The sequence below is a fragment of the Paraburkholderia eburnea genome, assembly GCF_002917095.1.
GTDB classification, from domain to species: Bacteria; Pseudomonadota; Gammaproteobacteria; order Burkholderiales; family Burkholderiaceae; genus Paraburkholderia; species Paraburkholderia eburnea.
The window spans coordinates 489,211-502,109 of sequence record NZ_PQGA01000001.1 but is presented as its reverse complement, the minus strand read 5'-3'; the positions used below and the strand labels follow the sequence as shown (position 1 = coordinate 502,109).

10 protein-coding genes are annotated in these 12,899 nt (G+C 65.3%); 6 read left to right on the top strand and 4 right to left on the bottom strand.

From position 1 onward, the window contains the following. Positions 1 to 152: 152 nt before the first annotated feature. On the top strand, positions 153 to 2,984 hold the full coding sequence (gene glnE / locus B0G62_RS02235) for a bifunctional [glutamate--ammonia ligase]-adenylyl-L-tyrosine phosphorylase/[glutamate--ammonia-ligase] adenylyltransferase (RefSeq protein WP_103702084.1): 2,832 nt from the start codon (positions 153 to 155) through the stop codon (positions 2,982 to 2,984). Positions 2,985 to 2,987: 3 nt separating this feature from the next. On the opposite strand, the gene B0G62_RS02230 is transcribed toward glnE, so the two are convergent. The 4 genes from B0G62_RS02230 to B0G62_RS02215 form a co-directional block, all read right to left on the bottom strand. Then, positions 2,988 to 3,308: a type II toxin-antitoxin system RelE/ParE family toxin gene (locus B0G62_RS02230; protein ID WP_103702082.1), complete on the bottom strand. Its 321-nt coding sequence runs from the start codon at positions 3,306 to 3,308 to the stop codon at positions 2,988 to 2,990. Beyond that, entirely contained in the window at positions 3,305 to 3,586 is a 282-nt protein-coding gene (locus B0G62_RS02225; protein ID WP_103702080.1) for a type II toxin-antitoxin system Phd/YefM family antitoxin, read from the bottom strand. The genes B0G62_RS02230 and B0G62_RS02225 overlap by 4 nt, the downstream gene beginning before the upstream one ends. 83 nt (positions 3,587 to 3,669) lie before the next feature. Further along, entirely contained in the window at positions 3,670 to 5,352 is a 1,683-nt protein-coding gene (gene recN / locus B0G62_RS02220) for a DNA repair protein RecN (RefSeq protein ID WP_103702078.1), read from the bottom strand. Positions 5,353 to 5,468: 116 nt separating this feature from the next. Next, the gene (locus B0G62_RS02215; protein ID WP_103702076.1) at positions 5,469 to 6,389 is read right to left on the bottom strand and encodes an NAD kinase; all 921 of its coding nucleotides are present in this window, start codon (positions 6,387 to 6,389) and stop codon (positions 5,469 to 5,471) included. Positions 6,390 to 6,636: 247 nt separating this feature from the next. On the opposite strand from B0G62_RS02215, the gene hrcA reads away from it, so the two are divergent. From hrcA to dnaK, 5 genes are all read left to right on the top strand, one after another. Beyond that, positions 6,637 to 7,656, top strand: coding sequence for a heat-inducible transcriptional repressor HrcA (hrcA, locus tag B0G62_RS02210; RefSeq protein WP_103702074.1), 1,020 nt, complete (start codon positions 6,637 to 6,639; stop codon positions 7,654 to 7,656). 149 nt (positions 7,657 to 7,805) lie between these two features. Beyond that, the gene (gene hemH / locus B0G62_RS02205; protein ID WP_103702072.1) at positions 7,806 to 8,873 is read left to right on the top strand and encodes a ferrochelatase; all 1,068 of its coding nucleotides are present in this window, start codon (positions 7,806 to 7,808) and stop codon (positions 8,871 to 8,873) included. Positions 8,874 to 8,915: 42 nt separating this feature from the next. Continuing rightward, positions 8,916 to 9,323 carry an RNA-binding S4 domain-containing protein gene (locus tag B0G62_RS02200; protein ID WP_103702070.1) on the top strand — a complete coding sequence of 136 codons (408 nt, stop codon included), beginning with the start codon at positions 8,916 to 8,918 and terminating at the stop codon, positions 9,321 to 9,323. A gap of 508 nt (positions 9,324 to 9,831) precedes the next feature. Then, positions 9,832 to 10,398 carry a nucleotide exchange factor GrpE gene (grpE, locus tag B0G62_RS02195; RefSeq protein WP_103702904.1) on the top strand — a complete coding sequence of 189 codons (567 nt, stop codon included), beginning with the start codon at positions 9,832 to 9,834 and terminating at the stop codon, positions 10,396 to 10,398. Between the two features lie 350 nt (positions 10,399 to 10,748). Then, positions 10,749 to 12,707, top strand: coding sequence for a molecular chaperone DnaK (gene dnaK, locus B0G62_RS02190; RefSeq protein WP_103702068.1), 1,959 nt, complete (start codon positions 10,749 to 10,751; stop codon positions 12,705 to 12,707). The last annotated feature ends 192 nt before the right edge of the window (positions 12,708 to 12,899 follow it).

Below are 12,899 nucleotides of genomic sequence, written 5' to 3'. Positions count from 1 at the left end.
GTTGTCAGCCATGGCCGCCATCGACACACCTGCCGCGATGTATGCCGATCCGCCAGCCTGCCTTGCCTTCCACGCTCCGCGCTTTTTGCCCCGCTTTTTGCCTCGCCGTTTGCAGAATTACAGGTCGATTCACCCGCAGAGCCAGAGCTTTCATGACTGACATTCCTCTCCTGAGTTCCAGTTATTCGCGCTATGCGGCGCGCGTCTATGCCGCCCGTGCGGCGCTGGCCGCCGAGGTGGCGGCGCTCGCCGCCGCGCCGATCACGCGCGAGCGCATCGTCGCGCGTCTCGATGCGTTGTGCATGCAAGCAAGCGGCACGCCCAGCATTTCCGGCACTTCCAGCGCCCCGCTCACGCTCACCGACGAGCAACTGAAGAAGGCCTTGCGCCAGTTGCGTGCCGAAGTGATCTGCGCGGTGATGGAGCGCGACCTCGCCGGCAGCGCGGATGTGGGCGAAGTCACCGGCACCATGACCGATCTGGCCGAAGTCACGATCCAGCGCGCGCTGGCGGTCGTGAGCGCCGATCTCGAAACGCTGTTCGGCGAGCCGCGCGGCCCCAATGGCGAGCGCCTGACGCTCGGCGTGGTCGGCATGGGCAAGCTTGGCGGGCGCGAGCTGAATGTGTCGTCGGACATCGATCTGATCTTCGTCTATGAGGACGACGGCGAAACCACGGGCGCCCAGCGTTCGGCCATCGCCACCCAGGACTTCTTCACGCGCGTGGGCAAGCGCCTGATCGGCGCGCTCTCGGACGTGACGGCGGACGGCTTCGTGTTTCGCGTCGATATGCGCCTGCGCCCGAACGGCGACTCGGGGCCGCTCGTGTGCAGCCTCGGCATGCTCGAAGAGTATTTTTACGTGCAGGGCCGCGAGTGGGAGCGCTACGCGTGGATCAAGGGGCGGCTGGTTTCCGAAAGCGAGAGCGACAGCGCGCAGCGTCTGGCCACGCAGCTCGACTCACTGGTGAAGCCCTTCGTCTACCGCCGCTATCTGGACTTCGGCGTGATCAGCGCGATCCGCTCGCTGCATCTGCAGATTCGCCAGGAAGCGCAGCGCCGCGCCATGATGCGCCCCGACAAGGCCGACGACATCAAGCTCGGACGCGGCGGCATCCGCGAAATCGAATTCAGCGCCCAGGTGTTCCAGCTGATTCGTGGCGGTCAGGACGCGGGTTTTCGCGTGCGCCCGACGCTCGCCGTGCTCGGCTATGCGGCGGCGCGCGGGCTGATCGCGCCCGAGGTCTGCCACGACCTCACGCTCGCCTACAACTTCCTGCGCGAACTCGAACACCGCCTGCAATACCGCGACGATGCGCAGACGCACGCGATGCCCGTCGATGAAACCGAACGCGCGGCGCTCGCGCAGTCGATGGGCTATGCCGATTACGCGGCGCTGATGGCCGTGCTCGAAGCGCATCGCGAGAAGGTGGAGCGCCAGTTCGACCAGATTTTCTCCGACAAGGTGGGCGGCGAGAGCGGTTGCGGCGCGCCCGACGACGGCGTGGCCGCGTGGGTCTGGAGCAGCGCGCTCGGCGAAGAAGGCGCCGACGGCGACCTGCTCGCGCGCCTGACCGAACTCGGCATCGACGATCCTGCGCCGCTGCTCGCGCGTCTGCGCGGCCTGTGGCAATCGTCGCGTTACACGGGCCTGCCCGAGAAGAGCCGCGAGCGCTTCGACAACGTCGCCAAGCGCGCGCTCGAAGCGGCGCGCACGATGGAGCCGCGCGAGCGGCGCGGCGACACGCTCGCGCGCATGTTCGACCTGCTCGAAGCCGTGATCCGGCGTGGCGCGTATCTGGCGCTGCTCACCGAATACCCGGATGCGCTCAACCGCGTGCTCAAGGTGCTGGGCGCGTCGCGCTGGGCGGCGGGCTATCTGATCCGCCATCCGCAACTGCTCGACGAACTGCTCGACGACGAAGCGATTTCCTCGCCGTTCGACTGGCCCGAGTTCTCGCGCCTGCTGCGCGCGCGCCTTGCCGCGGCCTCAGATGTGGAGCAGCAGATGGATCTGCTGCGCCACGCGCATCAGGCCGAAGTGTTCCGCATCCTGCTCAACGACCTGGCCGGACGGCTATCGGTGGAGCATGTGAGCGACCGGCTTTCCGAGCTGGCCGACGCGGTGCTCGACGTCACCATCGAGATCGTCTGGAAGCACTTCGCCAAACGCCATCGCGAGGTGCCGCGCTTCGCCGCGATCGCGTACGGCAAGCTGGGCGGCAAGGAACTGGGCTACGCCTCGGACCTCGACATCATCTTCCTCTACGACGACGAGGACGAACGCGCCGCCGAGATCTACGCGGCGTTCGCGCGCCGCCTCATCACCTGGCTCACCACGGCAACGGGCGCGGGCACGCTGTTCGACGTCGATCTGCGCCTGCGGCCCAATGGCGAATCGGGCCTGCTCGTGACCGATCTCGACTCGTTCCGGCGCTATCAGCTGCGCGAGGGCGACGCGGCCAATACCGCGTGGGTGTGGGAGCATCAGGCGCTCACGCGCGCGCGCTTTTCGGCGGGCGACGCGGCCATCGGCAACGCCTTCGAGGCGATCCGCGTGCAGGTGCTGACGACGCCGCGCGATGCGGCGCCGCTCGCGCAGGAGATCGTCGAGATGCGCCAGCGCGTGGAGGACGGCCATCCGAACCGCACGGCGCTGTTCGATCTCAAGCACGATCGCGGCGGCATGGTCGATATCGAGTTCACGGTGCAGTACTGGGTGCTGCTGCACGCGGCGCAGGACCCGGAGCTGATCCGCAACACCGGCAATATCGCGCTTTTGCGCGAGGTGTCGCGCTTCGGGCTGATGAGCGAGGCGGAAGCCGATGCCGTGGGTTCGGCGTATCGGCTTTACCGCAAGCTTCAGCATCAACTGCGGCTGGACGGGATGGAGACCGCGCGCGTCGATCCGGCGCGCGTGGAAGGCGAGCGCGAGGTGGTGCTGGCGCTGTGGAAGCGGGTGTTTGGGGAGCGCGGCGGGGAGTGAGGCTCAGGGCTGTAAAAGCCTCTTCTCCAGCACGTCTTTCAGATTCCGGCGCGTATCGACGATCAGGTGGATGTAGATCATCGGATCGTCGATCTCGTAAATGATGCGGTTCATGCCGCTCACGACTTGCCGATAGTGAGGAGCGCCGATCTCAAGCAGTTCGGCGGGAATCTGGCCGCTGAGGGGAAACGCTTCGAGTTGCGCAACGTCGCGCTGGATTCGCGCGAACGTTTCGCGCCAGGTTTCACCACCAAAACGGTCAATGACGTAGCGCCGGACGTTATGTAGATCCGCGCGCGCAGCGGGCAGAAAAACGGCCTTCATGCGAGGCCGTTATCCTTGTCCAGTTGCTCCAGTTCCGCGAAGACCTCGTTCGCAGGCGTGACGCGACCGGCTTCGATATCTTTGCGTCCCAGCGTGAGGAGCTTCAGTAACGCCAGGGTTTGCTGCGTGTCTTCGTAGGCCTGGGCGTCCTGGACCACGACTTTGGCTTCGCCGTTCTGGGTGATCAGCATCGGCTCGCCGCTTTCGCTGATTTCGCGCACGACTTCCGCTGCGTGGCTCTTCAAATAGCTGATCGGCTTGACCTGGCTGGGTTTCATATCGGCTCCTTGTGACGGCAGGTCCAAATATAGACCCAAATTCGGACTGACGCCGCGCTGTATTCGGGCAGGATTGACCCGCTTCAAGCCGCCAACATCTCCTTAGCATGCCGCCTCGTGGTCGCGGTGATTTCCAGGCCGCCGAGCATACGCGCGACTTCCTCGACGCGGCCTGATTTGTCGAGCGGCGTCACCGCCGAGACCGTGCCGCCATTGCCGTCGCCGGCTTTCGCCACCTGCATATGCTGATCGCCGCGCGCCGCGACCTGCGGCAAGTGCGTGACGCACAACACCTGGCGCGAGCGCCCGAGCTGATGCAGCAGGCGTCCGACCACCTCCGCGACGCCGCCGCCGATACCCGTGTCCACTTCGTCGAAGATCAGCGTGGGCGTGGGGCTCGCGGCGCTTGCGATCACCGCGAGCGCCAGGCTGATACGCGCCAGTTCGCCGCCCGAGGCGATCTTCGCGAGCGGGCGCAGCGGCACGCCGGCGTGACCCGCGACGCGGAATTCGATCTGCTCCAGACCGTGCGCGCCGCCGATCGGCTCGCCGTTGCCGCTGTTGCCGCCCAGCGGCACCAGTGCGACTTCGAAGCTGCCGCCCGCCATCGACAATTCCTGCATACCCTGTGTGACCGCCGCGCCGAGCGCTTGCGCCGCGCCCGCGCGCGCCCTGGAAAGCTGACGCGCTTCGACGAGATAGGCTTCGTGCGCCTTGTCGGCGGCGGCGCGCAGCGCGTCGAGATCGGACGCGGCATCGAGCAGCGCCAGTTGCTGGCGGCGCGAGGCGTGCTCGGTGGGCAGCGCTTCCGGTTGCAGGCGGAATTTGCGCGACGCCGAATGCAGCGCGTCGAGACGCTTTTCGACCTGGGCCAGCCGGTTCGGATCGAGTTCGAGCCGCTGCGCATAGTGCGAAAGCGAGTAGGCGGCTTCCTGAAGCTGGATCGCGGCCGGTTCGAGCGCGGCGAGCGCGTCGCCGAGCGCGCCATCGACTTCGGCAAGATCGCGCAGTTTCGAGACGATCGAATTCAGATGCGAAATCATCGCCTCGTCGGATTCGGAGAGCGCCGCGAGCGCGCCTTGCACGCCCTCGATCAGGTTCGCCGAATTCGACAGCCGCGTGTGCTCGGCGCTCACTTCTTCCCATTCGCCGGGCTGCGGCGCGAGCTTGTCGAGTTCGGCGAGTTGCCAGGCGAGGCGCTCGCGTTCGAGCTGCAGTTCGCGATCGCGCGATTGCGCGGTCTGCACGGCATAGCGCGCATCGCGCGCGTCGCGCCAGGCGCGCGTGACGCGTGCGGCCAGATCGAGCAGGCCCGCGTGCGTGTCGAACAGTTCGCGCTGGGCGTCCGGGCGCATCAGCAATTGATGCGCGTGCTGACCGTGAATGTCGACAAGCCGCTCGCCGATATCGCGCAACTGGGCGAGCGTCGCCGGCGTGCCGTTGATGAAGGCGCGTGAGCGCCCGCTGCTGTCGACCACGCGGCGCAGGATCACGCCGTTCTCGGCGTCGCTGTTGGCGAGCGCCTGCTCTTCGAGCCAGGACGCGACGTGCGGCGGCGCATCGAATTCGGCGGTGATGTCGGCGCGGCTCTCGCCCGCGCGCACCACGCCCGCATCGGCGCGCGCGCCCAGCGTGAGCGCGAGGGCGTCGATCAGGATCGACTTGCCGGCGCCGGTCTCACCGGAAAACACGGTGAAGCCGCTGTCGAATTCGAGGTCGAGCGCGGCGACGATCACGAAGTCGCGAATCGAGAGATGACGGAGCATGGCGTCTTGAATCTGGCGGATGGCGATGGCGCCGGTTCGATGGTTCGTTGCTTGAATTGAATGGTCGCGGGTGCGGCCGGCGCGTCCCGCGTCTCCATCCGTGCGTCAGTCGTGCGTCAGTCGTGCGGATCGGGCGACAGGTTTTGCAGCGCGGGCGGCTCGTTCCAGTGCAGCTTCTGGCGCAGCGTCCGGTAATAGCTGTAGCCGACCGGATGCAGGAAGGGCACCGTATGGCGCGAGCGGCGCACCTCGATCACGTCGTTGAGTTCGACCGCCGTGAACGACTGCATGTCGAAATTCACGTTGACGTCGCGGCCCGCGACGATCTGGATGCTCACCTTGCAGTCGTCGGGCAGCACGATCGGGCGGTTCGAGAGCGCGTGCGGCGCGATCGGCACGAGCACGATGCCTTGCAGCTGCGGATGCAGGATCGGCCCTTGCGACGACAGCGCATAGGCGGTCGAGCCCGTGGGCGTCGCGACGATCAGGCCGTCCGAGCGCTGGTTGTACATGAAGCGGCCATCCACATGGACGCGCAGTTCCGCCATGCCGGAGAAGCCGCTGCGGTTCACGACCACGTCGTTGAAGGCGAGCGCATGGTAGATCGGGTCGCCGTCGCGCATGATGCGCGATTCGAGCAGCGAGCGCTCCTCGCGCTCGAAGCTGCCCGCGAGCAGTTGCGGCACGATCTCCTGCATGTGGGAGAACGGGATGTCGGTGATGAAGCCCAGACGGCCGTGGTTGATGCCGATGAGCGGCGTGCGGTAGGGCGCGAGCTGGCGGCCGATGCCCAGCATCGTGCCGTCGCCGCCGAGCACCACGGCCACGTCCGCGCGCGCGCCGATTTCGGCGGGCTGGAGCGTGGGATAGCCGCTTACGCCGATCTCCTGGGCGGTCTGCGCTTCGAACACGACGTCGAAGCCGCGCTGGGAGATGGTCTGGGCGAGCGCCGTCAGCGGCTCGCCGATGCCCTGCGTATTGCTGCGCCCGACGAGCGCAACCGTTTTGAACTGGCTCTGGATCTTCTGGATCTGCATGCCCGCATTACACCATAGTCAGTGCGTGAAAAGAACCTGTCGCCCGCGCTCTCCCGCATCGGGCGTGGGCCTGGCCGCTCCTGGACAGAAGCCGGTGACACCGCGTTGACATCCGTGTGACCCGCAGATGAACCCGATGCACGCCGCGACGCTGCCGCCACGGATGTCAAGCCGCAGGTGAAGCGCCGCCGCCCGTGCCCGCGCGCGCGCTCGCCGCCAACCCGGCATTAGGCTAGAATTTTCAGTCATGCTAGATCCCCGCGCACAAACCCTCCTCAAAACGCTGATCGAGCGCTACATCGCCGAAGGTCAGCCGGTCGGCTCGCGCACGCTGTCGCGTTACTCCGGGCTCGAACTGAGCCCGGCGACGATCCGCAACGTGATGTCCGACCTGGAGGAACTGGGGCTGGTCTCCAGCCCCCACACCTCTGCGGGGCGCGTGCCCACGCCGCGCGGCTACCGTCTGTTCGTCGACACCATGCTGACCGTCGAGTCGTCCGCCGACGAGGACGCGCTCACGCGCGCGGTCAAGACCACGCTGCGCCCCGGCGAGCCGCAGAAGGTGGTGGCGGCGGCGGCCAGCGTCCTGTCGAACCTCTCGCAGTTCGCGGGCGTGGTGCTCACGCCGCGCCGCAGCCACGTGTTCAAGCAGATCGAGTTCATGCGCCTGTCGGACAAGCGCATCCTGCTGATCATCGTGACGCCCGAAGGCGACGTGCAGAACCGCATCATGGCGACCCAGCGCGATTTCACGCCTTCCGAGCTGATCGAAGCCTCCAATTACATCAACGCGCATTTCGCGGGTCTCTCCTTCGACGACGTGCGCCGCCGCTTGCGTGAGGAAATCGACGCCCTGCGCGGCGACATGACCAGCCTCATGCACGCGGCCGTGACCGCCAGCACCGAGGAATCCGATACCGGCGAGAACGTGCTCATTTCCGGCGAGCGCAATCTGCTCGAAGTGGCCGATCTGTCGTCCGACATGGCGCGCCTGCGCAAGCTCTTCGACGTGTTCGACCAGAAGACCAGCCTGCTGCAACTGCTGGACGTGTCGAGCCATGCCCAGGGCGTGCAGATCTTCATCGGCGGCGAGTCGCAACTCGTGCCGATCGAGGAAATGAGCGTGGTGACCGCCCCGTACGAAGTCAACGGCAAGATCGTCGGCACGCTGGGCGTGATCGGCCCGACCCGCATGGCGTACAACCGCGTGATTCCGATCGTCGACATCACCGCGCGCCTGCTCTCGCTCACGCTCAGCCAGGGCTGAGCTTTCCCGCTCGCCTGCCTGCATCATCGCCCGCAGCGGCGCGCCGCGCCATTGGCCGAATGGCCAGCGCGGGCAGTGCAGGCCCGACCGCTATAATGCGCACTTGTGCAACCGTTGCCGCGCCTCGCGCGTGGCGCCCCTGATCGCCTATGCGTTTCGACCTCGAGCGGCCCCTGCAGTCCGCTGTCGCGCATCGTGTCGCGGTGCTGCTCATCAATCTCGGCACGCCCGACGCGCCCACGCCGCGCGCCGTGCGGCGTTATCTCGCGCAGTTTCTGTCCGATCCGCGCGTGGTCGAGATTCCCGCGCCCATCTGGCAGGTGATCCTGCGCACGCTGATCCTGCCGCTGCGCGGCCGCTCGTCGGCGAGGAAATATGCTGCGGTCTGGACGCCCGAGGGCTCGCCGCTGCGCGTGCACACGCAGAAGCAGACCGATGGCCTGCGCCATCTGCTACAGATCAACGACTACACCGTGCTCGTCGATTACGCGATGCGCTACGGCACGCCCGATATTCCCGCGATCCTCAATCAGCTCAAGCTCTCGGGCGCGGAGCGCATCCTGCTCGTGCCGATGTATCCGCAGTATTCCGCCTCGACCACGGCGACGGCTTTTGACGCCGCGTTTGCTGCACTGCGGCGCATGCGCAATCAGCCGGAAATCCGCACGGTGCGCTCGTACCATGACCATCCGGCCTATATCGGCGCGCTCGCGGCGCAGGTGCAGCAATACTGGCAGGCGCATGGCCGTCCCGATTTCGCGTCCGGCGACCGCCTCGTGCTGAGCTTTCATGGCGTGCCGAGCCGCACGCTCGATCTCGGCGATCCGTACCACGATCAGTGTCAGCAGACTGGGTCACTGCTCATGCACGCGCTGGGTCTCTCGACGGTCGAATGCCGCGTGACGTTCCAGTCGCGCTTCGGGCGCGCGCAGTGGTTGCAGCCCTACACGGCGCCCACGCTCAAGGAACTCGGACAGGGCGGCGTGCGCCGCGCCGATGTGTTCTGCCCCGGTTTTACGGCGGACTGTCTCGAAACCATCGAGGAAATCGGCATGGAAGTGCGCGACGAATTCCTGCACGGCGGCGGCAAGGAATTCCATCGCATTCCGTGCCTGAACAGCGCGTCGGCGTGGATCGCGGCGCTGGGCGAGATCGTCGCGCAGAACCTGCAAGGCTGGCCGGTGCAGGCGAGCGCGCATGCGGGTGCGCCGGCCTGATCGGCTTGATCGCGGCGCAAGGAATGTCAGCAGGAAGTCACGATGAACTACAAGATCTCGACCGAACCCGGCGCGCGTCTGCGCATCGACAAATGGCTCTGGGCGGCGCGTTTCTTCAAGACCCGCTCGCTTGCCGCGGATGCCGTCGGCAAAGGGCACGTGCGCATCGGCGGCGAGGCGGTCAAGGCGTCGAAGGACGTGCGGGTGGGCGATCGCGTCGAAATCGAGATCGATCACGTGCGCTGGGAAGTGGATGTGCTGGGGATCTGCGAAACACGCGGCCCCGCGAGCATCGCGCAGACGCTTTACGCGGAAACCGAAGCGGGGCGCGGCGCGCGTGCGGCGGAACAGGAGCGGCGCAGGCTATTTCGCGAGCCGGCCTCCGCGTTGCACGGCAGGCCGACCAAGCGCGATCGACGCACTATCGACAAACTTTCGCGTGAGGATTGAAGAGCGCTTCCATCGTGGCGTGCACGCCACCATATTCCGTGGTGTTGTCGTTCACGGCGCCCGACATACATATGGTGGTGGTTCCGGCGATGAGTACCAGAGCGACCACCGAGATGGCAAAGGTCAGTTTCACGGTACTCCCCAAGGGATCGCTGCAAAACGGCCAATCGAATGGCCCATTTTGCGATGCGTGAGGGCCGGGTCGGTGGGGTGCCGAAAGCTCCGGGTAAACACCCCGGGAGCAGCACCTGTTCTTGAGTTTAGGTCAGCCGTGCGACGCACTCAATCCGATTCTTTCCGCGCTGCGGTAATGGTTGTAACCGGCGGTTTCGGCGCTTTGAGCTTTGTCTAAAAAAGCGCCCCGAAGCCCTTGAAACATGCGATCCGGCACCCATGTGCTGTCGCAATGTAAGAAGCATCTGTCGCGCTGGCGCAACGCGTCGCCGGGCAGAAGGATCGGATGATCCGCGCTTCGTTCCCTTTTTACTATTCAACGACGTTCAGCGACATGGAAAACACGCAAGAGAACCCGACGAGCCAGAACCCCACGCCCGCGGACGAGGCGTCGCAGGCCGCTGCCAGCGCCCAGCAACAGGAGGGCGTTGCTGCCCCGGCACCGGAAGGCGCGGACGCCGCGCTCGCCGAAGCCCAGGCGAAGATCGCCGAGCTGCAGGACGCGTTCATGCGCGCCAAGGCCGAGACGGAAAACGTCCGCCGCCGCGCGCAGGAAGACGTCACCAAGGCGCACAAATTCGCGATCGAAAGCTTCGCCGAGCACCTGCTGCCGGTGGTGGACAGCCTCGAAGCCGCGCTCGCGCACGGCTCGGACGATCTGGCCAAGGTCAACGAAGGCGTCGAACTCACGCTCAAGCAGCTCTCCGGCGCGCTGGAGAAGGGCAAGGTCGTCGCGATCAACCCGGTCGGCGAGAAGTTCGATCCGCACCGCCATCAGGCGATCTCGATGGTGCCGTCCGAGCAGGACGCCAATACCGTCGTTTCCGTGCTGCAAAAGGGCTATGTGATCGCCGAGCGCGTGCTGCGTCCCGCGCTGGTCACGGTGTCCGCGCCGAAGTAACCCGCCTGAGCGGCCCGGCTGAACAAGCCGGCTGCACCAGCGGCCCGGATCGGCCGATAACTGCCGTAACCGGAAGCACCGGATATCGCTTCGAATATCGCTTCAAACGGCCTTCATGAAAGGCATTCGAAAGCGAAAGGTGGCGCATTTCCCCGAATATCGCGAAAATGCGCCGCCCGGTGGAAAAAAACGAAAAAAACGAAAAAAACTATCGAACGCATAGCCCGAAGCTCTTGAAAACGCCGGCTTGGCACTTATTTGGGCAGCAGTTCTGAATTTATTGCAGCGTCACGCCCGGCTTGCGAAAAGCGGCGTACGCACAGCGGATCAAAATTGGAGAATTGAGAAAAATGGGCAAAATCATCGGTATCGACCTTGGCACCACGAACTCGTGCGTGGCGCTGATGGAAGGCAATCAGGTCAAAGTGATCGAGAACTCGGAAGGCGCCCGCACGACGCCGTCGATCATCGCCTACATGGACGACAATGAAGTGCTGGTCGGCGCGCCGGCCAAGCGCCAGTCGGTCACGAACCCGCGCAACACGCTGTACGCGGTCAAGCGCCTGATCGGCCGCCGCTTCGACGAAAAGGAAGTGCAGAAGGACATCAACCTGATGCCCTATCAGATCGTCAAGCACGACAACGGCGACGCATGGGTTGCCGCGCACGGCCAGAACCTCGCGCCGTCGCAGGTTTCGGCTGAAGTGCTGCGCAAGATGAAGAAGACCGCTGAAGACTACCTCGGCGAGCCGGTCACGGAAGCCGTGATCACGGTTCCCGCGTACTTCAACGACAGCCAGCGTCAAGCCACCAAGGACGCCGGCCGCATCGCGGGTCTGGAAGTCAAGCGCATCATCAACGAGCCGACCGCAGCCGCACTGGCTTTCGGCCTGGACAAGGCCGCCGAAGGTGACCGCAAGATTGCCGTGTTCGACCTGGGCGGCGGCACGTTCGACATCTCGATCATCGAAATCGCGGATGTGGACGGCGAAATGCAGTTCGAAGTGCTCTCGACCAACGGCGACACGTTCCTTGGCGGCGAAGACTTCGACCAGCGCATCATCGATTACATCATTGGCGAGTTCAAGAAGGAGCAGGGCGTCGATCTGTCGAAGGACGTGCTCGCGCTGCAACGCCTGAAGGAAGCCGCTGAAAAGGCCAAGATCGAACTGTCGTCGGGCCAGCAGACCGAAATCAACCTGCCGTACATCACGGCGGACGCCTCGGGTCCGAAGCACTTGAACCTGAAGATCACGCGCGCCAAGCTGGAAGCGCTGGTCGAAGACCTGATCGAGCGCACCATCGAGCCGTGCCGCGTGGCGATCAAGGACGCAGGCGTGAAGGTCGGCGACATCGACGACGTGATCCTCGTCGGCGGCCAGACGCGTATGCCGAAGGTGCAGGAGAAGGTCAAGGAATTCTTCGGCAAGGACCCGCGCCGTGACGTGAACCCGGACGAAGCCGTGGCCGTTGGCGCCGCGATTCAAGGTCAGGTTCTGTCGGGCGACCGCAAGGACGTGCTGCTTCTCGACGTGACCCCGCTGTCGCTCGGTATCGAGACGCTCGGCGGCGTGATGACGAAGATGATCAACAAGAACACCACGATCCCGACCAAGCACTCGCAGGTCTACTCGACGGCTGACGACAGCCAGTCGGCCGTGACGATCAAGGTGTTCCAGGGCGAACGCGAAATGGCAGCCGGCAACAAGCTGCTGGGCGAGTTCAACCTCGAAGGCATCCCGCCCGCACCGCGCGGCGTGCCGCAGATCGAAGTGAGCTTCGACATCGACGCGAACGGCATTCTGCACGTCGGCGCGAAGGACAAGGCGACCGGCAAGGAAAACCGCATCACGATCAAGGCGAACTCGGGTCTGTCGGAAGCCGAAATCGAGAAGATGGTGAAGGACGCCGAAGCGAACGCGGAAGAAGATCACCGTCTGCGTGAGCTGGCCGATGCGCGCAACCAGGGCGATGCGCTGGTGCACAGCACGAAGAAGGCCGTGGCCGAATACGGCGACAAGATCGACGCGTCCGAAAAGGACAAGATCGAAGCGTCGCTGAAGGAACTCGAAGACACGCTGAAGGACACGTCGGCTGACAAGGCGACGATCGAAGCGAAGGTCGAGGCGCTGTCGGCCGCGTCGCAGAAGCTCGGCGAAAAGATGTACGCCGACATGCAGGCGCAGCAGGCAGGTGCAGCGGGCGCGGCAGGTGCGGCTGGTGCAGGCGCGGCCGGTGCCGAACAAGGCGCGCAGAACCACGCCGACGACGTGGTCGACGCCGAGTTCAAGGAAGTCAAGAAGGACTAAGCGTCTGCCCGCTCAGGCTGCAACCTCAAGGTTGCAGCCTGAGCGGCAAAGACGGCAGCCGCCGCATCGGTTACGATGCGCTCTGCATTGCAGCGCCTGGCGGGCCTTCACGGCTCTCCGGGCACATTTGTTTTATGGAGGCCGTTCTTTTTCAGGGGCCGCAAGCGCAGCAAAAACGCGTGCGCGGGGTTC